General features: G+C 45.3%; 19 protein-coding genes. 7 read left to right on the top strand and 12 right to left on the bottom strand.

Features of this window, described 5'->3' with window-relative positions; genetic code table 11:
• Positions 1–198: 198 nt before the first annotated feature.
• Complete coding sequence (locus IX91_RS02675) at positions 199–540, top strand: DUF2799 domain-containing protein (protein ID WP_004744846.1); 342 nt, start codon at positions 199–201, stop codon at positions 538–540.
• Between the two features lie 43 nt (positions 541–583).
• Here the strand turns inward: IX91_RS02675 and murQ are convergent, their stop codons facing one another.
• The 4 genes from murQ to IX91_RS02695 are packed head-to-tail and all read right to left on the bottom strand — an operon-like array spanning position 584 to position 5096.
• The gene (murQ, locus tag IX91_RS02680; protein WP_004744845.1) at positions 584–1510 is read right to left on the bottom strand and encodes an N-acetylmuramic acid 6-phosphate etherase; all 927 of its coding nucleotides are present in this window, start codon (positions 1508–1510) and stop codon (positions 584–586) included.
• A gap of 8 nt (positions 1511–1518) precedes the next feature.
• Entirely contained in the window at positions 1519–2631 is a 1113-nt protein-coding gene (locus tag IX91_RS02685) for an anhydro-N-acetylmuramic acid kinase (protein ID WP_004744844.1), read from the bottom strand.
• Positions 2624–3502, bottom strand: a complete 879-nt coding sequence (locus tag IX91_RS02690; protein ID WP_004744843.1) for a BadF/BadG/BcrA/BcrD ATPase family protein — start codon at positions 3500–3502, stop codon at positions 2624–2626. The genes IX91_RS02685 and IX91_RS02690 overlap by 8 nt, the downstream gene beginning before the upstream one ends.
• Before the next feature lies 1 nt (position 3503).
• Entirely contained in the window at positions 3504–5096 is a 1593-nt protein-coding gene (locus IX91_RS02695; RefSeq protein ID WP_004744842.1) for a sodium:solute symporter, read from the bottom strand.
• Between the two features lie 235 nt (positions 5097–5331).
• Here IX91_RS02695 and IX91_RS02700 point away from each other — a divergent pair, with 235 nt between their 5' ends.
• Both IX91_RS02700 and nagZ read left to right on the top strand, forming a co-directional pair.
• Positions 5332–6180: a MurR/RpiR family transcriptional regulator gene (locus IX91_RS02700; protein ID WP_004744841.1), complete on the top strand. Its 849-nt coding sequence runs from the start codon at positions 5332–5334 to the stop codon at positions 6178–6180.
• 9 nt (positions 6181–6189) lie between these two features.
• Entirely contained in the window at positions 6190–7176 is a 987-nt protein-coding gene (gene nagZ / locus IX91_RS02705; protein WP_004744840.1) for a beta-N-acetylhexosaminidase, read from the top strand.
• A 50-nt stretch (positions 7177–7226) separates the two neighbouring features.
• Here the strand turns inward: nagZ and btsR are convergent, their stop codons facing one another.
• Together btsR and IX91_RS02715 are read right to left on the bottom strand one after the other, a co-directional pair.
• Positions 7227–7946 (bottom strand): two-component system response regulator BtsR, encoded by a 720-nt coding sequence (gene btsR / locus IX91_RS02710; protein WP_004744839.1) that lies wholly within the window; start codon positions 7944–7946, stop codon positions 7227–7229.
• Between the two features lie 9 nt (positions 7947–7955).
• On the bottom strand, positions 7956–9632 hold the full coding sequence (locus IX91_RS02715) for a sensor histidine kinase (protein WP_004744838.1): 1677 nt from the start codon (positions 9630–9632) through the stop codon (positions 7956–7958).
• Positions 9633–9869: 237 nt separating this feature from the next.
• On the opposite strand from IX91_RS02715, the gene IX91_RS02720 reads away from it, so the two are divergent.
• A complete protein-coding gene (locus IX91_RS02720) occupies positions 9870–10943 on the top strand; it encodes a 3-deoxy-7-phosphoheptulonate synthase (protein WP_004744837.1) in 1074 nt (357 codons plus the stop codon).
• A gap of 22 nt (positions 10944–10965) precedes the next feature.
• Complete coding sequence (gene tyrA, locus IX91_RS02725; RefSeq protein WP_004744836.1) at positions 10966–12093, top strand: bifunctional chorismate mutase/prephenate dehydrogenase; 1128 nt, start codon at positions 10966–10968, stop codon at positions 12091–12093.
• Between the two features lie 62 nt (positions 12094–12155).
• Here tyrA and IX91_RS02730 read toward each other — a convergent pair whose 3' ends face one another.
• The 3 genes from IX91_RS02730 to ettA all read right to left on the bottom strand — a co-directional run bounded on the left by IX91_RS02730 (position 12156) and on the right by ettA (position 15367).
• Positions 12156–13148, bottom strand: a complete 993-nt coding sequence (locus IX91_RS02730; RefSeq protein WP_004744835.1) for a M23 family metallopeptidase — start codon at positions 13146–13148, stop codon at positions 12156–12158.
• A 12-nt stretch (positions 13149–13160) separates the two neighbouring features.
• Positions 13161–13532, bottom strand: coding sequence for a PilZ domain-containing protein (locus IX91_RS02735; protein ID WP_004744834.1), 372 nt, complete (start codon positions 13530–13532; stop codon positions 13161–13163).
• 167 nt (positions 13533–13699) lie between these two features.
• Positions 13700–15367: an energy-dependent translational throttle protein EttA gene (gene ettA, locus IX91_RS02740; protein WP_004744833.1), complete on the bottom strand. Its 1668-nt coding sequence runs from the start codon at positions 15365–15367 to the stop codon at positions 13700–13702.
• Positions 15368–15625: 258 nt separating this feature from the next.
• On the opposite strand from ettA, the gene sltY reads away from it, so the two are divergent.
• Positions 15626–17581, top strand: a complete 1956-nt coding sequence (gene sltY / locus IX91_RS02745) for a murein transglycosylase (protein WP_004749077.1) — start codon at positions 15626–15628, stop codon at positions 17579–17581.
• Positions 17582–17594: 13 nt separating this feature from the next.
• Complete coding sequence (gene trpR, locus IX91_RS02750; RefSeq protein WP_004749076.1) at positions 17595–17891, top strand: trp operon repressor; 297 nt, start codon at positions 17595–17597, stop codon at positions 17889–17891.
• Between the two features lie 35 nt (positions 17892–17926).
• Here trpR and yjjX read toward each other — a convergent pair whose 3' ends face one another.
• From yjjX to IX91_RS02765, 3 genes are read right to left on the bottom strand one after another with little or no spacing between them, the layout of a single operon-like run.
• Positions 17927–18460: an inosine/xanthosine triphosphatase gene (yjjX, locus tag IX91_RS02755; protein ID WP_004742787.1), complete on the bottom strand. Its 534-nt coding sequence runs from the start codon at positions 18458–18460 to the stop codon at positions 17927–17929.
• Positions 18426–20771: a putative bifunctional diguanylate cyclase/phosphodiesterase gene (locus IX91_RS02760; RefSeq protein ID WP_004742788.1), complete on the bottom strand. Its 2346-nt coding sequence runs from the start codon at positions 20769–20771 to the stop codon at positions 18426–18428. The genes yjjX and IX91_RS02760 overlap by 35 nt, the downstream gene beginning before the upstream one ends.
• Entirely contained in the window at positions 20755–21795 is a 1041-nt protein-coding gene (locus tag IX91_RS02765) for a polyamine ABC transporter substrate-binding protein (RefSeq protein ID WP_004742789.1), read from the bottom strand. Before IX91_RS02765 ends, IX91_RS02760 begins: the two co-directional genes overlap by 17 nt.
• Positions 21796–21818: the final 23 nt, after the last annotated feature.

The following is a 21818-nucleotide window of genomic DNA, read 5'->3' on the forward strand; positions in this document are numbered from 1 at the left end:
GTTCCTTAGTGAAATTGATTAAGCTCACCATGCATATTATGGGGTTACTTGGCCATCATCATCTGGTTATGGAGTGAGTGGTCGTATAACGAAGTGAGTGGTTTGCTGAGAAAATAAGTGGTTTTTACATTTGGTGAGTGGCAATTATTAGGATTTAGTGGTTTGATTAATAGAAGTCTGCAAAAACAAGGAAAAACAATGAGAAACATCGTTATCGCAGCGTTAGTGTCAGTATTGGCGGCTTGTAGCAGTAGCCCTGAGCAGTTAGCTGAGCAAGGGGATTGGTATCAAATCGGTTATCAAGATGGCATCACTGGTCACACTCAACGCTCTTATACTGAACTGGCGAGTTTAGGCAGTGTTAAACACGCGGATTATGAAGAGGGTTATTTAGAAGGGGTAGGTGAGTACTGTAACCCTGACTTTGCTTATCAAATTGGGTTATCCGGTCAGTATTACGAGGGTGTATGTGAAGGCACCGAAACCGCACAAAGGTTCCGTATGGAGTGGCAGCGTGGTTGGAGTGAACACCAAAATTAATATTTTATAGAGTAGAGGGAGAAGAGTGATCTTCTCCCTTTTTCTATTCGCCGTGGTGGTCTTGAACCGCCTTACGTAGGAAGCCGTCTTGCTTTTCTAGCTGACTCTTAGCTTGAGATAACTCCATGCCAGTCAGTAGCATCAAAATCGCCAGTTTCACATCATAATCGGTTTTCTCTAGCGTTTCGGTGGCTAGGCGCTTATCACAATCTGTCGCTTGCATAACGATTCTGGCTGCGCGTGCGACGAGCTTCTTATTCGTCGCTTTCACATCGACCATAAGGTTCTGGTAGCTCTTACCCAAGCGAATCATACTGGCTGTGGTAAGCATGTTGAGCACGAGCTTTTGCGCAGTCCCTGATTTTAAACGCGTCGAGCCAGTCAAAGCTTCTGGGCCTACAACTGGGCTAATGGCTATTTGGGCAATATCGGCAATCGTTGAATCTGGGTTACAAGATAGAGCAACTGTTGTCGCTCCAATGTCATTGGCGTATTCCAATGCTCCGATGACGTAAGGGGTTCGGCCGCTTGCAGCAATACCGACCACCACATCTTTAGCGCTAAAGTTAATCGATTTGAGATCGTCGACGCCAAACTCTGGGGAGTCTTCCGCTCCTTCCTTTGCTTTTAAAATCGCTTCTGGCCCGCCAGCAATCAGGCCAATCACCATTTGGTCTGAAACGCCAAACGTCGGAGGGCACTCCGAGGCATCTAGCACACCTAAGCGACCGCTAGTGCCAGCACCCATATAAACAAGTCGGCCACCCACTTTAAATGCAGCAGTGATCTTATCGACCGCTTGGGCTATCTCAGGTAGGACTTTTTCTACCGCTAATGGAACTTGTTGATCTTGCTGATTGATTCGCTGAACAATTTCCAGAGAAGGCAATAAGTCGATATCCATCGTCTCTGGGTTACGTCCTTCAGAAACGAGATGAGAAAGAGCGGCGATTAACGCATCGTTAGTCATAGTGGTCCTTATTTATCAGCAAAGTACATCACACCAAGGGAAACCGCTTTACTGGCTCCGGTGACTTCAGGCAGATTGCTTGGCAAATTGTGAATACGGCGATAGGCGAGCCAAGCAAAGGCCATCGCTTCCATATTGTTGCTGTCTACACCCTTGTCATCGGTCAACATGACCTGCCAATCAGCTAGCTGCTGGGTGAGACAACGCATGAGAAGAGGATTGTGTGCTCCTCCGCCGCATACCAGTAGTTCTGGTGAGCTGCCAACGGCAAACTTACTTACCTCGTTGGCAATTGTTATCGCGGTATACTCGCACAAAGTCCGTTGCACATCTGCAGGCTTAATAGAGAACTTGGCAAGGATTGCTTCTAACCAAGGTAAGTTAAACAGCTCGCGACCCGTGCTTTTAGGCGCGCTGAGCGCAAGATAAGGCTCACTGAGTAATTCAGTCAGCAAATCTTGATTGAGCTTTCCTTGTAGTGCGAATTGAGCATTGTAGTCATAGGCATTGCCAGTGTTTTTAGCACACCATGCGTCCATCAACATATTACCTGGGCCTGTATCATACCCAATAACGGTTTGTTCAGGTCGTAATACTGAAATATTGGCGATGCCTCCAATATTAAGTACCACCACACTAGACTCTGTAGAGCCAAAAATCGATTGGTGAAATGCAGGAACCAGTGGCGCTCCTTGACCTCCAAGAGCCATGTCCTTGCGTCTAAAGTCCGCAATGGTGTCTAATCCTGTAAGAGCGGCAATAATATTGGCGTCACCTAGCTGGGTAGTAAATGGAGTATCTCCGCTCGGTTGATGATAGACGGTCTGACCGTGATTGCCGATCGCTGTGATCTCCTCGGCAGCATAACCCGTTTTGTTTAACAGAGCTTGAACGGCTTGCGCGTAGAGTTGCCCGAGCAAATGATCAAGTTGACCAATTTCAACTAAGCTCGTTGCCTGACCTAGGCAAACATTTAATAGGCGCTGCTTAAGCGATTGCGGAATGGGATAGTCGTGGCTGTCTAGCAAGCGAACTTGATTGTGTTCGATCTCAACTAAAACAGTGTCGATACCATCAAGGCTGGTACCAGACATAATGCCAATATACAGCTCTTTACTCATTGTTATTTTCCACTTGTTGTTTTGCTAGCCAAATCGCCCCGTCTAAGGCATCTCCTTTGGGCTGAATCACTCTAGACCGCCATGGGTTACCAAGCCGTGATTGATAGTATGCGCCTAAACTCCCTAGAAAAGCGATATCTAAGTCATTATTTTCACAGCACTTTGCTATAAGCCTATCAATATACCGACAGCCTTGGTTCAAGATGGCTAAGCTATCAGGGCAAGACTGCTCAACCAGTCGAATGACATCGGGAGCGAGTTGGGCAAATTCTGTTGCTGTTGCATGCTTTAGCCAAGTAATGACCTCAGCGCGAGAGTCGCCAATATTGTGTTTAAGATGACGAGTTAACGGCGAAGGCGGTGCCCCTTCGAGGGTATGGATTAACGCCCTAATGCTTTGCTGGCCAAGCCAAGCACCACCACCTTGGTCGCCGATAGGAAAGCCCCATCCACCAAATGTTTTTACCTCTCCATCACGGTTAAGCTGACTCGCCACCGAGCCTGTACCAATCGCAATGACGTTAGTTGGCTGACCTTGATTAGCGCCTAACAGCGAAATATGAGCGTCAGTTGTGACTTGGCAATACGGGTATTTTGTTAAAGCTAATTGTAGTTGTTGTTTTAGCTCCAGATTCCCAGCTCCAGCAACACCAACAACGATTGAGACTTGCTCTACTCGCAGTCTGTGTTGCTCAAGGCAATCAGCAACGGCATGTTGAATAAGTTCTATTGCTTGCTTACCTTGTTGTGTAAGGGATGACGGACCAAACGTTAAGGTGAAAAACGGGTCCGCCGTTAGGGGTTCCAGAGGTGTTAAACGAAGAGCGGTTTTGGTTCCGCCCCCGTCGACAGCAAGAAGGTGTGTAATCATATTAAGCCGTTTGTAGCTGGTCTTGCTCTTGATTGCTTGTTTTCCCACACAAACAAACACATAACGAGACCAAAGTACCAATGCAAAGCTGATATGGGAACGCGAGCTGAACACCCACCCACTCTGGGTTAATAACACCCATGATGCTGTCCCATACATAAGCTTGCAGCAGCAATGTCGTTAAGAAGCCAGCGATAAGCGCCATGGCAACCGATGCTTCACTACCACGTTTAGTAAAGATGGCGGTGAAGTAAACCCCCAGTAAGCCCGTGTAAGCAAACACCATCACGCTGAGAGCAAAAGAGAGTAGCGGCATATCCGTGTACTGTTGCCAGTAGAAACAAAGAATCCCCATGCTACCCAGTGCGGTTGCGGCCACGGCCATGCCGAATCGGCCTGCTTTAACATAGTGGAAGTCATCTTGTTTACCATCACGATTCTCTTTCCAAGGACGATAGAGATCTTGCACCGCAACTGAAGACATAGAGTTCAAACCAGAATTGAGCGTAGATAATGCGGCAGCAACGACACCAACAGTTACCAGACCACGCAATCCAGCAGGCATCTCGTTGAGGACGTAGTACATAAAGATGGTGACATTTTCGCCATTGAAGTTTTGTACTACTTCTTTACCTTCAACGCCCATAAGCTCTGGTCGTTGATAAAAAACATACAGCAGCAAGCCGATGGTCATAAACACTAGTACGACAGGAATCGAGAAGATAATGGAGTTGATCATCGCTTGTGAACCCTGCTTAGCGTTTTTACAGGTCAGAACTCGTTGAGTCATATCCTGATCAAGACCAAATGCACCGATGTTGAGTAACACAAAACCTGTAATACAAGCCCAGAAACTAAAGGTGCCGGCTGGTGAGAAATCGAGGCTAAAATCAAATAGTGTCAGCTTAGAGATTTGATCATTGCCCGGGTTTTGTAAGGCATGAACAATTTGCCCCATATCCGCTGGAATCTGTCCGAGAAGATAGACGATGACTGCAAGGGCTGCGCCCACATAAACAATCAACTGAATAAGATCACTCCAGATGACGGAGCGAATTCCGCCCATATAGGTGTAGGCAAGACCGACGACAACCAGAATCACGACAGAGGTAATGACGCTAGAAGGTTCAATGTTCGTAAACAGAATCATCGACACGGCGATAGCGGCCATATAAAGGCGAGAACCAGAAGCAAACACACGTCCCACGAGGTACATCAAGCCTGCGCGTTGTTTGGTTTTTTCACCAAAACGAACCTTAAGCAGCTCGTAAACGGTCGAGACTTTGTTGTGGTAGAACTTAGGAATCAGTACCCAAGCAACAAACAAAGCACCTAATATCCCGCCGATATTGGTGGCTAAGTAAGTTAGGTTACCGCGGTAGCTAGATTCTGGTCCGCCAAGGAAGGTAGCTGCAGACTGAGATGTCGCCAGTACCGATACCGCAACCACCCACATTGGCATACTGTTGCCACCGAGAAAGTAATCCTTGGTTGAAGTGATTTTGACACGGCTGAAGTGCCAACCTGTGTAGGCAATCAGCGCAAAGTAAAGCGCAAATACTGCCCAATCTAATGAGGTAAATAGAGAATTCATAGCAGCTCCATAGCATGAATTATGTAGGGTATATCTTTGTTATTTTCACCAGTATGCTGTGAAGAATAAGTGATTCAAAAGGCTATTCCTTGGTGGAATAGTGACCAGTTGTTTTCTATGACCATGATCCCATTTAATCGTCGAAGCTATTCCGCCGTGAATTGTTTTTTGGAATAGCTATTCCAGATACAGACTTAGCTGAGTACACTGGCATCAATTGATAGGAGGCTTGATGATGAAAGGGTTAGCGCGAATAAAAACGCTTCTGCCAAAGCTATCACCATCCGATACGCAGATTGCTCAGTTCCTTCTTGAGTACCCTGAGCAAGTCAAGGTAATGTCATCTCCAGAGTTGGCTAAAGCGGTGGGAGTGAGTCAATCAACCATCGTTAAGTTCAGCCAGAAAATTGGTTACAGCGGGTTTTCTGAATTAAAGGTCAAGCTGTACGAAAGTGAGATAAGTTACCAGCCGACCTCACGTAAGGCGATTCATGGCACTATCTCGCGTAGTGATGATATTCCGCTGGTGATGGCTAAGTTACTCGCGAGTAAACAGCAATCATTGGAGAGAACGATTGCGCTCAATGAAGGCGATAAGATAGAGCAGGCAACGCGTTTGCTTCATTTGGCGGGCAAGATTCAGATAGCTGGTGTTGGGGCTTCTTCGCTGGTGGCGAAAGACTTAAGTTACAAGCTAATGAAAATTGGTCATGCGGTGCATTGTGAGCACGATGCCCATATCCAAATTGCCAATGCCTCGGCTTTAAATGAGAACGATGTGCTGATCGCTTTGTCTTACTCGGGGCGAAGTCGTGAAATTCTTCGCGTCGCCCAAATAGCTAAAGGGCGTAAAGCAAAGGTGATTACCATCAGCCAATTAGCGCCAACGCCATTAGACAAGTACTCCGATATAAAGCTAATGACTGCCGCCGACGAAGAGCATATTCGTAGCTCATCGATTACTGCGCGTGACAGTCAGTTATTGATTACTGATTTACTCTTTATTGCTTTAACTCAGCAAGAAGAGAGTGCTGATCAACTGATAGAACAAAGTAAATCCGCAGTGGCGGCATTGAAACAATAAGGATTCGGTATGGGACCGTTATGGTTAGACGTAGCAGGCTGTGAATTGACTGCGGAAGATAAAGAGATTCTTGAGCACCCAACGGTGGGAGGCGTGATCTTATTTGCCCGCAACTATCATGACAGTGATCAGCTACTGGCTTTGAACAAATCGATTCGTCAAGCGGCTAAGCGCCCAATTCTGATTGGTGTTGACCAAGAAGGAGGTCGTGTTCAGCGCTTTAAAGAGGGTTTCTCACTGATTCCTGCGGCTCAAAGATATGCTCAGTTTGATAATGGCGAGCAACTTGCAGAGCAAGGTGGCTGGTTGATGGCTGCAGAGTTAGTTGCCCATGATATTGATTTAAGTTTTGCGCCTGTTCTTGATAAAGGCTTTGATTGTAAAGCGATTGGTAGCCGTGCATTTGGTGATGATGCTGATACCATAATCCGCCACAGTCTGGCTTACATGAAAGGGATGAAAGCGGTTGGAATGTCGACGACGGGTAAGCATTTTCCTGGACATGGCGGCGTTGTGGCTGATTCACACTTAGAAACGCCATTCGATAGCCGAGACACTATCTTTGAACAAGATATGGCGATTTTTAAAGCTCAGATTGAATCGGGAATTTTAGACGCAATGATGCCTGCGCATGTTGTTTTCCCACACTATGATGCTCAACCTGCAAGTGGTTCGGAATACTGGCTTAAGCAGGTACTGCGTGAAAAGCTAGGTTTTAAAGGTATTGTTTTCTCCGATGATCTGACAATGGAAGGTGCATCGATCATGGGCGGCCCAGCAGAACGTTCACATCAGGCGTTAGTGGCCGGGTGCGATATGATTTTAGTGTGTAATAAACGTGACGCTCAGGTGGAAGTGCTAGACAATCTGCCTGTGATGGAAACTCCGCAAGCAAGTCGCTTATTGAAAACACAGAGCTTTAGTTTGTCTGAGCTACATAGCAGTGAACAATGGAAAAAGGCTTCCGAGGCCATGAAGCGTATTCTTGACGCTTAATCTCATAGATTCAATCAACAAGCCGCACATCAAGTGCGGCTTTTTTGTTGCTAATGAAAACCCAGCATCTCTTTTAAAGTTTTCAAGTAACGTCGACTTACCGGAAGTGGATGGTCACTGACGGTGATAATTTCTGCTAGGCCATTTTCGAACAGTTTTATCTCTTTGATTGCTTTAATGTTAACCAAAAACTGGCGGTGACAGCGAACCAAAGGTGTTTTTTCTTCAAGTACTTTTAACGTCAGCTGAGATGTAGCTTTCTGTTCATGGGTTTGAACATGGACGCCACTGATATCACTGTAGGCAAACTCAACATCTTGGGTTGGAATAATGACGATGCGGTTTAAGCCAATACATGGCACTTGATCTAAGTTCTGAGGGGTAATGGCGGCAAATTGATGGGGGTCGGCTTGTTTTGATTTGAGTAACCGCTTGACGGTTTTCTCCAAGCGACAGGTATCAACAGGTTTTAGTAAGTAATCAAAGGCATTATCTTCAAATGCTTGGACAGCAAACTCATCATAAGCGGTGACAAACACCACGTTAGGCATAGTTTCAGGGTCAAGCATAGCTAATAGCTCAATCCCAGTAATCTGCGGCATTTGGATATCAAGAAACACCACGTCAGGCTTGAGTTGATTGATTTTCTTCAACCCTTCAATCGCATTGCTGGCTTGATCTATCACTTCAATGTGACCCGTTTCTTCGAGTAGCTCGGTCAGTTCCTCGCGAGCAAAAAGTTCGTCATCTATGACTAATGCCGAAAGCATGTTGATACCTTAGTACATGTTCTTATTTGGGATGATAAAGCTCATCCGAGTAAAATGGTTAGGCTCGACTTCAATATTGAGAGCTGAAGCGCGACCAAATTTATTGCTCAGTCGTTTGTCGACAATCTGCATCCCCAGGCCTGCATGGTCATCAGCTGGTGGTGTGTAACTGCCAGCATTGTCTTCCACCACGACTTGGAATCCTGACTCACTTATTTGACTGTAGATGTGAATCTTACCGCCTTCCAGAAGATTAGAGATACCGTGCTTAATGGCGTTCTCAACTAACGGCTGTAGGGTAAAGGTCGGTACTTTTCGAGTTAACAGCGCTTCATCAATATCGATCGTCACTTCTAAGCGGTCGGTAAAACGCGCCTTCTCTATCGTGAGGTAGGCATTAACGTGTGCGAGTTCTTCTTTCAGCGTGACCGTTTCAATATCTTGCTTCAAGTTACTGCGAAAGAATTGTGAAAGGTGCTGAATAAGCTCCCGAGCTTTAGGTGGGTCGCGCCTGATAACGGCACTGATAGTATTGAGCGCATTGAATAGGAAATGTGGATTTACCTGAGCGTGCAGCAGTTTGATTTCGGCTTGAGATAACAGCGTTTGTTTTTGCTGATAATCGCCAAACAGGATTTGGCTCGAAAGCAGTTGGGCTATCCCTTCCGCCATCGACATATTGATGGTGGAAAAGAGTTTACGCTTGGGCTCATAGAGCTTAATGGTGCCGATGACCTTGTCGCCTGCGCGAAGAGGAATGATCAGCGCTGAACCGAGCTTACAATCTGCAGAGATCGAACATTGATACGGCTTTTCTGCCCCGTCTAGGTAGATGATGTCATCTTGTTGAATCGCATCTAAGGTGCTTTGAGAAGAGATAGGGGTATTGGGTTTGTGGTGATCATCGCCGATACCTACAAAAGCAAGAATCTTTTCATCATCGGTAATCGATACCGCACCGACATTGGTCTCTTCATAGACAATACGGGCAATTTTCTCAGCGTTCTGCACATTGAAACCAGAGGCTAGAATACCAACAGAACGCTCTGCAATGTTCAGCGCGCGGCGAGAAAAGGTCGCTGAGTATTCTTCGAAGATGGTTTTTCTGTCCTGCAAAATACTCATAAATAGCGCAGCGCCTACCGAGTTAGCGATGATCATTGGCGCCGCAATCGCAGAAACCAAGGAATAAGCTTGATCAAAGGGTTTGGCGACGATCAAGATGATCAGCATCTGGACAATTTCAGCGACAAGAGTAATGGCGAACACGATACTTGGGTTGAACAGTTGGTCAGATTTATTCTTACGCACAAAGTAGATATGGAACAATCCGCCAATCAGTCCTTCTGCTGTGGTCGAGATTGCGCAGGCGAGATCGGTAAACCCACCTAGAGTATAGCGGTGCAGACCACCGGTTAGCCCGACAAAGAAACCCACAACTGGACCACCAAACAGTCCTCCCATCACTGCACCAATCGCGCGCGTATTGGCAATCGCATCATTAATCTGCAAACCGAAGTAGGTTCCCATGATACAAAATAGCGAAAACAGCACATAGACACTCAGTTTGTGACTAAGACGGTTAGAGATATTTAGCAGAGGCAAAAAGATAGGCGTCTTGCTTAGCATATAAGCTAAAACCAAATAGACACACATTTGCTGAAGAAGAGAGAGGATTAGATCCATAACGATTCAATTAGCGGGATTTAGGCTTATTTTAGTTAAGAATCCTTCTAGAAAACATGCTTATCTCATACTTTGACAATAAAGAGAGTTAAAACACAGGATGTAAATTAATTTTTACATATGTGTTTTTTTATATTTACACCTTGAAATCTACATTCAGCCTGTTATTTTATGCTTATTCCAACCTAGTAAACACGGATATAGCTAGGTGTAAAAAATAATATACAGGTTAGAGTTATGCAAAAAAGTGAATTGAGCAATATTAACATTAGTGATGAACAAGTTCTTATTACACCTGAAGAGCTAAAGGCGAAACTGCCTTTGAGCGACAACGCTCGACGTTTTATCCAAGAATCTCGCCAAACCATTGCTGATATCATCCATAAGAAAGATCACCGCTTACTTGTTGTATGTGGTCCATGTTCAATTCACGATGTTGATGCTGCAAAGGAATATGCTAAGCGTCTAAAAGTACTCTCAGAACAACTGAGTGATCAACTGTATATTGTTATGCGTGTTTACTTCGAAAAGCCTCGTACTACTGTCGGCTGGAAAGGCCTGATTAATGACCCACATCTAGATGGCTCATTCGATATCGAGCATGGTCTGCATGTTGGGCGTGAGCTGTTAGTAGAACTCGCTGAAATGGAGATTCCACTTGCGACGGAAGCGCTTGACCCAATTAGCCCACAATACCTAGCGGATACCTTTAGCTGGGCTGCAATTGGCGCTCGCACCACGGAATCGCAGACCCACCGTGAAATGGCGAGTGGTCTTTCAATGCCAATCGGCTTTAAAAATGGTACTGATGGCAGCTTAGCAACGGCAATCAATGCGATGCAGGCTGCTTCTTCAAGCCACCGTTTCATGGGTATCAACCGTGAAGGCCAAGTCGCTCTACTGACGACTCAAGGTAACCCAAACGGCCACGTTATCCTGCGTGGCGGTAAGCAGACTAACTACGATTCTGTTTCTGTCACTGAGTGTGAGCAAGATATGGCTAAGCACGGCTTAGAAGCGTCACTGATGGTTGACTGTAGCCATGCAAACTCGCGCAAAGATTTCCGTCGTCAGCCGCTTGTAGCAGAAGATGTGATCCATCAAATTCGCGAAGGCAACAAGTCTATCATCGGCTTGATGATTGAAAGCCATATCAATGAAGGTAATCAATCTTCAGATATTCCTCTCAATGAAATGCAATATGGCGTATCGATCACCGATGCGTGTATCAATTGGGATACAACTGAGGCACTATTACGTCATGCACATGAAGAGCTAGTCCCTTTCCTAGAAGACCGCTTGAAAGGGTAAGTAGAGAGCACAAGGAATATCAATGGCAGTTGAATTGAATGAATTGCGTGATCAGATAGACGCAGTCGATAAACAAATTCTTGATTTATTATCCCAGCGACTTTCTTTAGTTGAGAAGGTTGGTGAAGTAAAAAGTGAGCACGGTTTGCCAATCTATGCTCCGGATCGTGAAGCCGCAATGCTGGCTTCGCGCCGTGAAGAAGCCGAGAAAAAGGGCGTACCGCCTCAGCTGATTGAAGATATTTTGCGCCGCACTATGCGCGAGTCTTATGCGAGCGAGAAGGATTCTGGCTTTAAGTGCCTCAACCCTGAATTGCGCTCTGTTGTCATCGTTGGTGGTAATGGTCAACTGGGTGGACTGTTTGGTCGCATGTTCACTCTGTCTGGCTACGATGTAAAAGTACTTGGCAGCAAAGATTGGCACCGCGCTGATGAACTGCTAGAGAATGCTGGCATGGTCGTAGTGACCGTGCCAATTCACCTGACTGAAGGTGTGATTGAGAAGTTGAGCAAATTGCCTGAAGACTGCATTCTGTGTGATTTAACCTCGATAAAATCAAGACCGTTACAAGCGATGCTGAACGTCCATAAAGGGCCTGTTGTTGGTTTGCACCCTATGTTCGGTCCAGATGTGCCAAGTTTAGCTAAGCAGGTGATTGTCTACTGTGATGGACGTGGTGAAGAGCATTATCAATGGCTGCTAAAGCAGTTCTCTATTTGGGGCGCGAGTTTATGCCAGATTGATGCAAGTGAGCATGACCACGGTATGACTTTGATTCAAGCGCTAAGACACTTTACATCGTTCGCTTACGGTCTACACCTAAGTAGAGAAAACCCAAATATCGACAAGCTACTGCAGCTTAGTTCACCTATCTACCGCTTGGAGCTGGCAATGGTTGGACGTCTATTTGGCCAAGATCCTAACCTATACGGGGATATCATTCTCTCTTCTCAGGAAAACATCGACATGATCAAGCGTTTCCATCGCTGTTTCGGTGAGGCGTTGGAAATTCTGGATGGTAATGACAAACAAGCATTTGTTGAGAGCTTTGATAGAGTGAGTGACTGGTTTGGCGATTACTCAAAGCAGTTCCTTGATGAGAGCCAGAACTTGTTAAAACAAGCCAATGACTCCATTCATCGCGGCTAATAAGTCGATAATGAATAGAAAAAGAGCGACCAAACGGTCGCTCTTTTGTTTTCTCAGGAAGACTATTGCACTGTAAGATTATCGATTTTCGGCTCTTGGTCGTTTTTTACTGTGCTGACTGAACTGTCTTGGTAAGGGTTGTTGGTCAAGTTCACTTGCAGTCTGACTGTGTCATCAATCAGCTTAACCAGTGGCGCCCACTTTACCTTTTTCTCTTTCTCAAACAGGTAGTTAAAGTTCTCTGGCGTCCAATCCATGGTGTATTGCGGATTTAGAGCACGTCCGAGGAAGCGCACTTCATAATGCAAATGAGGGCCAGTGGAGTTACCTGAGTTGCCACAGGTGGCAATCAGATCACCTTTACTGACAAACTGTCCGCTACGCACTTTAAACTGATGCAAGTGGGCATAGGAACTCATAAAACCAAACGAGTGGCGAACGGTTAAGAAGTTGCCAAAGCCCTTTTTACTTGGTCGGACTGTTTCAATCACGCCATCGGCAGGCGCATAAATCTCTTCACCACGCTTACAGGTAAGGTCGATCCCGGTATGGGTATGTCTTTTGCCTGTGATTGGGTTAGTACGACGACCAAAGGAAGACGAAATACGCTCGTAGTTCATTGGTGTGTCGTTTGGAATTAAGCGAAACATGGTGGCACGTACAGCAGAATCTACCGCCGCTGCATCAATGCGGTTTTCTAGGCTGACATCATCCGTTAAGGATTCATCTGCAAGACCAAGAACGGACTCCACATCGTAGACGCGTTTGCCCAATACATGTATTTGATTGCGCTTATCTTCTAGCTCTTGGGAAAGAGAGTGCGTGGTATCAACCTGTTCCTCATAAAGCACTTCAAGCTCGCTGAGCTTATCGACTAGCGCATGGTACTTTTGTTGGGTGGTTTGTTCTTGATGCGACTGGTAGTAGCCATAACCGACACCTGAAAATAGGATGCCAGCGATGACCGCTATAGAAGTAAACAGAGTTTTTCTTGAAACATCAAAAGTTTGTACCCCCGATGAATTGGGGATAGAAATGGTAATTTTCTTCGACATAAACTAGTTAGATTAGGTGTATTCACCTAAATCAGAGAGGTGTTCGATATCCCTGTGTAACAGGTCATCATCACCTACATTTAATTCAACTAATCGCTTCAAATGTCCGATACTCTCAATATCAATATGATCAATGCTGACACGAATCACATTGTTATTAAGCCCAACGATATTTCCTACAAGTTGGATCGTGACATCACTTCCTGCAAGCGAAAATTCAACATCTACTTGTTTATCTGTGTCGAGCTGGTCTGACTGTTCGCTGGTGGCTAAGAGTCCATGTAGCGATAAATCACACACTAAGGCAGTCACCTCTGTGGATTCTTGAGTCAGTGTAGCTTGAGCTTGATAAACAATGCGCGAAAAACGACGACGTTCGATCATAATCTTCTCTCTATATTTCAACTCATAAGAGTAACAAAACTAAAGTGGCTACTATGCGCGGTTGTTCGCATTCTTCGCTTTAATCAATACCAGAAGTTATCCGTATTGTGAGCTATATAAATAAAGGCCGCTAATATTAGCGGCCTTTGCACAAATTTCAAGCGTATTTACTTAGCAATACGTTTGTACTTGATGCGATGCGGTTCCGCTGCTTCAGGACCAAGGGTCTTCTTCAGCCACTCCATGTATTCAGTATAGTTACCTTCGTAGAAGTTAACCTGACCTTCATCGCGGTAGTCGATGATGTGCGTAGCGATACGGTCTAGGAACCAACGGTCGTGCGAGATAACCATGGCACAGCCAGGGAACTCAAGAAGTGCTTCTTCTAGTGCACGTAGCGTTTCAACGTCAAGGTCATTGGTCGGTTCGTCGAGTAGTAGTACGTTACCGCCAGCTTTAAGCAGCTTAGCAAGGTGTACACGGTTACGCTCACCACCAGAAAGCTCACCAATGATCTTCTGCTGATCTGAGCCTTTGAAGTTAAAGCGTGAACAGTAGGCACGAGCAGGAATTTCGAAGTTGTTGATCTTGATGATGTCAGCGCCTTCAGAAATCTCTTGGTAAACCGTTTTTGAATCGTCCATAGAGTCACGGAACTGGTCAACAGACGCAAGTTTAACCGTGTCACCCATCTCAACCGTACCAGAGTCTGGTTGCTCAGTACCGCTTAGCATCTTAAACAGAGTCGACTTACCTGCGCCGTTGGCACCGATGATGCCCACGATTGCACCTTTAGGCATGCTAAATGATAGGTCATCAATCAGAACACGGCCGTCAAAAGACTTAGATAGGTTATTCACTTCGATAACCTTGTCACCTAGACGCTCACCTGGCGGGATGAAGAGTTCGTTGGTTTCGTTACGCTTCTGACGATCACCGCTTTGCAGTTCTTCAAAGCGAGCCATACGTGCTTTAGATTTAGACTGACGGCCTTTAGGGTTTTGACGAACCCACTCAAGCTCTTTCTCAATCGTTTTCTGGCGCGCTTTCTCTTGAGAGGCTTCTTGTTGTAGACGAGCATCTTTTTGCTCTAGCCAAGAAGTGTAGTTACCTTGCCATGGGATACCTTCACCACGGTCAAGTTCAAGAATCCAGCCAGCAGCATTATCTAGGAAGTAACGGTCGTGGGTGATTGCCACAACAGTACCTGTGTAGTCCACTAGGAATCGCTCTAACCAAGCAACAGACTCTGCGTCGAGGTGGTTGGTTGGTTCGTCGAGTAGTAGCATGTCTGGCTTAGAAAGAAGTAGGCGACAGATAGCGACACGGCGACGCTCACCACCAGATAGGTGCTCAATCTTCTGATCCCATTCAGGAAGGCGAAGTGCATCAGCTGCACGCTCTAGAGCATTCTCTAAGTTGTGACCTTCTTTCGCTTGGATTAGCGCTTCAAGTTCACCTTGCTCTTTTGCTAGCGCATCGAAGTCAGCATCTGGTTCTGCGTAAGCTGCGTATACTTCGTCAAGACGCTTCATCGCACCTGCAACATCGGATACCGCTTCTTCAACGATTTCACGTACCGTTTTAGATTCGTCCAGTACTGGTTCCTGTGGTAGGTAACCCACATTAAGACCTGGTTGTGGACGCGCTTCACCATCAATATCGGTATCAATGCCAGCCATGATGCGTAGTAGGGTAGATTTACCTGCACCGTTTAGACCCAAAACACCGATTTTTGCGCCAGGGAAGAAGCTTAGAGAGATGTCTTTAAGAATTTGTCGCTTTGGTGGCACAATTTTGCTCACTCGCGACATGGTATATACGTATTCAGCCATTGCCGATCGTTCCTAAATAGTCAATTCACGTAAAAGGTTATTTTATACTAACCGAGCTCAGTTTGTTACCAGAGAAAGCAAGACACTGAAATAGATTCTCTTTGCTGATGAATTACTAATCAACAATTTGCCCAAAGCAAGCTGAATGTCACAGTTGTGTGAATTTATTATTATTTACATCTACGCCCTTTACAGCGCTGATTACAATAAGCATTAATAGGGAACACCATAGATTTCTAATCTCAGGATGAGACTCTTATGACGCTGACTTTTCTCAAGTCGCTGCATCGTCTTCCTTCATCGATTTTATTTGTATCTTCGATGGTTTGCAGCGCAGGTTTTGCCACATCAGTGGTGGCTTCTGATCTTCAACAACAGCGAGACTTATACGATCAAGCTCAGTCATTGCTTGATGACAAACAGGTTTCTCAGTACAAAAAAATACGTCCTCAGATAGCGAATTATCCTCTTACGCCTTACGTCGACTACCGCAGTTTCTTAGTTGATATTGGCGATAGAACGCCTAGTGAAGTGGATCAGTTTATTGCCACTCATCAATCTTTCCCTTTCTCGAATCGAATGCGGGCTCCTTACATCGATGCTTTGGCAAGGAAAGGAAAATGGCGCACGCTGTTGGAGTTTCAAACTGAAGAGCCAAGAGGCGAAACGTATCAATGTTACTTCTACAACGCTCATGCGCAGGCAGGAGACAAGCAAGTCGCATTTGCCGGGGCGGAAAAACTCTGGTTATCAGGACACAGCATCGCCGATGCTTGTGACCCGCTTTTTGACGCTTGGAATAAGGCTGGTCTCAAAACCGACCAGCTAGTCCTTGAACGTATGCTGTTGGCGTTTGAAGCTCGTAATGGCAGCTTGATGAACTATCTGAAAAAGCAGCTCAATTCGACTCAAGCAAAGCGTCAAGCCGATGAAATGAAAGCGCTGTTTAGTAAGCCAGAGTCGGTTCAGGCGTTTGCCAAAAAACACAAAGTCACTGAGTTTTACCAAACTCAAACCAAGCTCGCTTTTAAGAAGCTGGCACGTAAAGATGCCGAAATGGCGCAGCAGCAGTTCGATGGGGTGGTTAAGGGCCAACACTTCGACAAAGCCACGGCACAACATCTTGCTGACTATGTTTCGTTTCGTTTAATCAATACAGATTCAGAATCGTTGGCTAAGTGGCGTGACAAGAAAATTACGACCTCTTCAAGTGTGCCTTTGATTGAGCGCCGTGTGCGCCTTGCGATTCAGTTTGCTGACTGGCAAGGCGTTGAAGGTTGGATAGAGCAGTTACCGCAAGATAAACAACAGAGTCTACGTTGGCAATACTGGCTTGCGCGCAGTGAAATGGCGCAGGGTGAGAAGCAGAATGGTCAGCAACGCTTAGAGGCTTTGGTTGGTCAGCGTAATTTTTATAGCGTTGCAGCGGCGAAAGAGCTTAAGCGTTCGATTGAGTACCCTACGTCAGTGATATCCCTCGACCAACAGCAGATAAAGCCTTACCGCAGTGAACTGATTCGAATAGAAGAGTTGATTGATCGCGATAAGATTGCCGCTGCTAAAAGTGAATGGCGCTGGCTACTGGCGCGTGCAGACAAATCTCAAAAAGAGATGCTAGCGGCATTCGCTTCATTTAAAGGCTGGCATCATCTGACGGTGACTGCGAGCATCCAAGCAAAGATGTGGGATAACCTTGAGATTCGTTTCCCGGTTGCGCATCGTTGGTGGTTTAACTTCTATGGTGACAAGCACAGCATTGACCCAATTACTCTGATGTCTCTGGCAAGACAGGAAAGCGCATTAGATATTGAAGCAAGGTCGCCGGTTGGTGCGCGCGGCATCATGCAAATTATGCCTTCCACCGCTAAGTACACTGCCAAGAAATACAAGATTGATTATCAGGGCTATAAAGACCTTTACCAAGTGGGTAAGAACATAGAGATAGGTAGCCACTATTTGGATGGCTTACTCAAACGCTACGATAACAATCGAATTTTCGCGTTAGCTGCGTATAATGCAGGGCCTCATCGAGTGAAAACTTGGCGTGAAAGAACGCAAGGAAAACTAGATGCTTATGCGTTTATTGAAGCGATTCCATTTAAAGAAACTCGTGGATATGTACAAAATATCCTGATGTTTGAAACCTACTACCGTGAGGTGTTAGGTGTTGATGGCGCTTTCTTAAACCCGCATGAGCTGAACGCGAAATATTAGCGAGCACCAGTAGATGTCTTTAGAACCTGAATATAAAGAGTGGCAACAGATACTAGATCTGATTGAACATAGCACAGAGTCACAGCAACATCAGATGTTGTTGACCATGTTATTGACACCAGATGAGCGTGAAGCTCTTGTTGCGCGCGTCAATATTTTTCGGGAGTTGCTCAAAGGGGAAATGTCGCAGCGGCAGATCAGCCAGATGCTCGGCGTGGGCATTGCAACGATTACCCGGGGTTCTAACGAGCTAAAATCAAAGAGTGAAGACGAAAAGCAGCAAATCGCCGCTCTACTCGAAAATAAATAAGGATGCCTCGGCATCCTTATTTTTTTAAAGACATATTACAAATTGGCAGGGAAATGCTCAGGGTTAGCAAATGGAATCAATGCCAATATTAACGCTTGGTGATAGACCGAGCTACGGGTGAGCAAGTCGTGCGTGAGCAAGCTTATTGCGCCACCTTTCTGTTTGATATTCTCTGTACCGAAGACTTCATCCATGACATCACCAAGTTCATTGGCGTGTTGAAGCTTCTCAATAACAACCGGTGGCAACATTAAACTGGCTGAACGGGACTCACCGCGCTGGGTTTGTGATTCCACCACCATCCAAGCAAAAGTAACAGAACCTTCGATACCCGCCTCTAAGCCAACATAATAGTCTGCATTGGGACGTTCAGCTTTTGCATTGACTACACGGTTAAGTGCACCAGTATGTGTTTCTTGATTGGACATTGGCTGGTCTGCGACACCGCTATCAACACTTACGCCAGAAAAATTGAATGCTTGCTTAGGGAATGTGGCTTCAAATGCACTCTTTACCGCATTGATTTTGGCGGGATTAAGCGAAGCTACAATAACCGTCTTCACCGACATTGAGATTTCCTTTCGGGTCTATATGGACAAAACTTAACTGCGAAAGTGACAGTGGTGGCGATAGATGATAACCCTGCATGTAATCACACTTGTTGTCCGCTAACCAGCGATGCATCTCTTCTGACTCGATCCCTTCCGCAGTCACCATCATAGATTGCGAGTGACAAAGGTCAACCAAAGGTTTTACCACCTGATGATTATTGGTTTTGATTAGAGTTTCTAAAAACTCGCGATCAAACTTAATCTTCTGTACCGGGTATTCGACCAGCTGAGTGATCGAGGTATAACCTGAGCCAAAATCATCAATGGTTAACTTAAAGCCCATCTGTGCTAACTCATGAAGGAGTAGGTAGCTTTGTGAATCTGAAGCAAAAGTTTCCGTGATCTCGAAATCGATTAAGTGCGGTTGAACGGGATATAGCTCCATCAAACTTTGAATATCAGCCGCTAGCTGTAAAGAATCCAGCTCTGCTGATGACAAGTTAATCGATAGCTGAATGGGACTCTCAAAGCAACTCTGTAGCTGCTGGAAGTCGATAAAAGCTTGCTTGATGACCCAACGGTCAATGGTGCCAAATAGACCAATTTGCTCTGAAATGGGGATAAACTCGCTTGGAGTGACTTTGCCTAATTTTGGTGAGTCCCAACGCAACAGAGCCTCGACGCCCTTAATGACCTTGCCGTCGCGGTCGTAATAAGGTTGATAGAGCAGGGTAAACTCGTTCTCTAGATCACCTTTACGCAGTGCGCGCTCTACTTGAGTTCGTCGACGTACAATTTCATCTAGCTCTTTTGAATAATGAGCAATTTGATTTTTACCCGCGCGCTTAGCTTGATACATGGCAGTATCTGCATGAGACAGCAACTTAGCTAAATCCATTCCATCATCAGGGTAAGAGGCAATACCGATACTTGCGGTTATTGGGAAACTCCCAATGGATGCGTTGGTATGATTTTGAATAGGGTCTAACACCGCCTGGGCTAATGTGTCAGCAAAGGTGCCTGCTTTGTTGGCGGCAATAAAAATTGCGAACTCATCACCAGACAATCGTGATGCCAGTGACTTAACGCCATATTTTGTTTCGCTTTCTACACTGAGTTTCTTGATGTGTTCAGCGAAGTTGACCAGTAAGGAGTCACCGACATGATGCCCATACTTATCGTTTACATACTTAAAATTGTCTAGGTCGATGTAAAGAATCCAAGCGTGGCTGTAGTTAAATTTGTTGGCCAAGATTCGTTCCACATAGACTTGAAATTGATAGCGATTTGCCAGTTGGGTGAGGTGGTCATTCTCAGCCATCGCTTTGGTTTTTTGATAGCTAGAGTTGAGCTCCTTATACATATCGTAGAAACGGGCAGATAAACGACCTATTTCATTGTCACTATCTAAGCGTTCAATATTAGACCGCTTACGTTGTTCAACTTCTCTTAACTGGCGATCAAGGTGAGTAATGGGTTGAATGACATGACGATAAAGCAGTACCAAAAGAATCAAAACCGTAATCAAGGACGACACGCCAAATGAGAGCATTAAGCGCTGTTCAATCTTGGCGAGTTTTTCTGTAGTAAGATACTGTGCTGGATCTAACACGGCATAGAGGCCTGATTTTAGTTCGACCGATTGAGTGAGCCCTGATTTAAAGATCGGCTCTTCAGAGAAAAAGATGCTGCTGTCGTTGTCAAACTCAAGGATATGCTTGAGTTGATCGAACTTCTCTAGTGACAGCGATACAACGATGAAGAACACTTGATCCTTATTGTAGCTAAGTGGCGATACGAGCGTGTTGTTGTCCAATACGTCATAGCGGATCAAGATACTTTGTCCTTGGTAGCTTTTAGCAAACCCCGTATGGCTCGTTTGTCCGGTTGTTTCATAGGTTTGTTGCACGTAGTAACGAACATTCTCATCTAGCGCGGAAAAAGGGTCGTTTTGGTTATCGGCGTAAAAGCGGACTCTGTGCTGGCTATCGACAATAGCGACGGCGATATCATCCTGCTTATTCGGTTGCAGGTTTTCGATGGTAGTTTGTAGGTTTTCAATCAATTTCATCTCTCGATAAGGGTTCTCTGGCTGCCCAAAGTAGTGATGAATAATGTCACTTTTGGTTAGGGTCAGAGAGTAGCTGTTGATCAATGCCATAGATTGACGAAAGTGACCGGCTAGCTTTTCCATAGAGAGTTGAAGATAACTTTGCTCGCGCTTTATTAAGGCGTCTTTTTGATTGAAGTAAATGCTATAACTAGAGACAGCAGCACTCAACAAAATGACAGGCGCAACGAGTAATAAAACTCTAGTGTTTAGCTTCATGACGTTTAAGTATTTGGTTAATTATTTTTGCCCGTAGGCTTATATTTTCTGCAGAGAGCTCGCTATCTATACGTGCGTTTTTTAGTCTTTCTGCTGGTGGAAATAATGATGCATCATTTAAGTACCATTCGGGCAGTAGTTTCGTAGCACTTAAATTCGGAGTAGCGGCTTTGATATCCATTGCATTTGTTGCAGCCACTTTGGGAGACATGAGGTATTCAAGAAAGGCGATAGCCTGTTGTTTTTGCTCTGAATGACTGGTTACAGCTAAACAATCCACCCAGAGGAAGAGTTCTCCGTCTGGAATGACATAATCCCATTTATCTTGCTTAAAAGAGCGGTTTAACGAGTATTGATCACCGCTATAGGCGAGGGTCATTAGCATTTGGTTGATATTTTCTTGGCTACGAACGTAGCTCAAAATGTACTCATACGTGAGAACTTTTTCGCTAAATGTCATCATGGCAGGATATGCCGCTTGTAGTTGTTTAGTGTCTTCCGTTGTTGGCGAAATTCCTAAGCTGTACAAAACGGGCAAAAAACTTTCCACACTGTCATTAATCATTCCAATCTTGCCAAACAGCTCTTTGGGCGGATTAACAAATTCTTGCCATGTAGTGGGCGGCTGTTCGATTTTATCTTTGCGGTAAGCGACGCCTACTGTTCCCCAAAAATAAGGGACCGCATAAGGACCGCACGCTTGGTTCCATTTAGGGTCGTTATTGGAGCGGTTCTTAAGGTTCGATAAGTCTTCAAATGATCCTAGGCGGCCGTATATTTGCGCTGAAACATTATCTAAAACAACGACATCAAAAGGCAGCTGGACGCTCCTCATCATCAGTAAACTGCGCTCATCATCATTGTCGAAGTGCGACAAAGTTAGCGGTGCACCAGACTTTTGCTCCCAGTCTGAATGGATACTTGGTGAGAGCGTGTCTTCCCACATATAGACATTCAGAGCGGATTCTTGTGCGAAAACAGAGGAGTTGAAAAGGGCGAGTAAAGATAAGAACGAAGCTCTCATACTGACTAGGTGGTACCTTATTA

Source organism: Vibrio tubiashii ATCC 19109, assembly GCF_000772105.1.
Lineage (GTDB): Bacteria > Pseudomonadota > Gammaproteobacteria > Enterobacterales > Vibrionaceae > Vibrio > Vibrio tubiashii.

What these genes read in the sequence shown, in the direction of transcription:
- murQ (WP_004744845.1), bottom strand. Translation starts at nt 1,510, where the DNA reads ATGACTAACGATGCGTTAATCGCCGCTCTTTCTCATCTCGTTTCTGAA.
- IX91_RS02685 (WP_004744844.1), bottom strand. Translation starts at nt 2,631, where the DNA reads ATGAGTAAAGAGCTGTATATTGGCATTATGTCTGGTACCAGCCTTGAT.
- IX91_RS02760 (WP_004742788.1), bottom strand. Translation starts at nt 20,771, where the DNA reads ATGAAGCTAAACACTAGAGTTTTATTACTCGTTGCGCCTGTCATTTTG.
- nagZ (WP_004744840.1), top strand. Translation starts at nt 6,190, where the DNA reads ATGGGACCGTTATGGTTAGACGTAGCAGGCTGTGAATTGACTGCGGAA.
- yjjX (WP_004742787.1), bottom strand. Translation starts at nt 18,460, where the DNA reads ATGTCGGTGAAGACGGTTATTGTAGCTTCGCTTAATCCCGCCAAAATC.
- IX91_RS02720 (WP_004744837.1), top strand. Translation starts at nt 9,870, where the DNA reads ATGCAAAAAAGTGAATTGAGCAATATTAACATTAGTGATGAACAAGTT.
- IX91_RS02700 (WP_004744841.1), top strand. Translation starts at nt 5,332, where the DNA reads ATGAAAGGGTTAGCGCGAATAAAAACGCTTCTGCCAAAGCTATCACCA.
- IX91_RS02695 (WP_004744842.1), bottom strand. Translation starts at nt 5,096, where the DNA reads ATGAATTCTCTATTTACCTCATTAGATTGGGCAGTATTTGCGCTTTAC.
- tyrA (WP_004744836.1), top strand. Translation starts at nt 10,966, where the DNA reads ATGGCAGTTGAATTGAATGAATTGCGTGATCAGATAGACGCAGTCGAT.
- ettA (WP_004744833.1), bottom strand. Translation starts at nt 15,367, where the DNA reads ATGGCTGAATACGTATATACCATGTCGCGAGTGAGCAAAATTGTGCCA.
- IX91_RS02735 (WP_004744834.1), bottom strand. Translation starts at nt 13,532, where the DNA reads ATGATCGAACGTCGTCGTTTTTCGCGCATTGTTTATCAAGCTCAAGCT.
- IX91_RS02730 (WP_004744835.1), bottom strand. Translation starts at nt 13,148, where the DNA reads ATGTCGAAGAAAATTACCATTTCTATCCCCAATTCATCGGGGGTACAA.
- sltY (WP_004749077.1), top strand. Translation starts at nt 15,626, where the DNA reads ATGACGCTGACTTTTCTCAAGTCGCTGCATCGTCTTCCTTCATCGATT.
- IX91_RS02675 (WP_004744846.1), top strand. Translation starts at nt 199, where the DNA reads ATGAGAAACATCGTTATCGCAGCGTTAGTGTCAGTATTGGCGGCTTGT.
- trpR (WP_004749076.1), top strand. Translation starts at nt 17,595, where the DNA reads ATGTCTTTAGAACCTGAATATAAAGAGTGGCAACAGATACTAGATCTG.
- btsR (WP_004744839.1), bottom strand. Translation starts at nt 7,946, where the DNA reads ATGCTTTCGGCATTAGTCATAGATGACGAACTTTTTGCTCGCGAGGAA.
- IX91_RS02690 (WP_004744843.1), bottom strand. Translation starts at nt 3,502, where the DNA reads ATGATTACACACCTTCTTGCTGTCGACGGGGGCGGAACCAAAACCGCT.
- IX91_RS02765 (WP_004742789.1), bottom strand. Translation starts at nt 21,795, where the DNA reads ATGAGAGCTTCGTTCTTATCTTTACTCGCCCTTTTCAACTCCTCTGTT.
- IX91_RS02715 (WP_004744838.1), bottom strand. Translation starts at nt 9,632, where the DNA reads ATGGATCTAATCCTCTCTCTTCTTCAGCAAATGTGTGTCTATTTGGTT.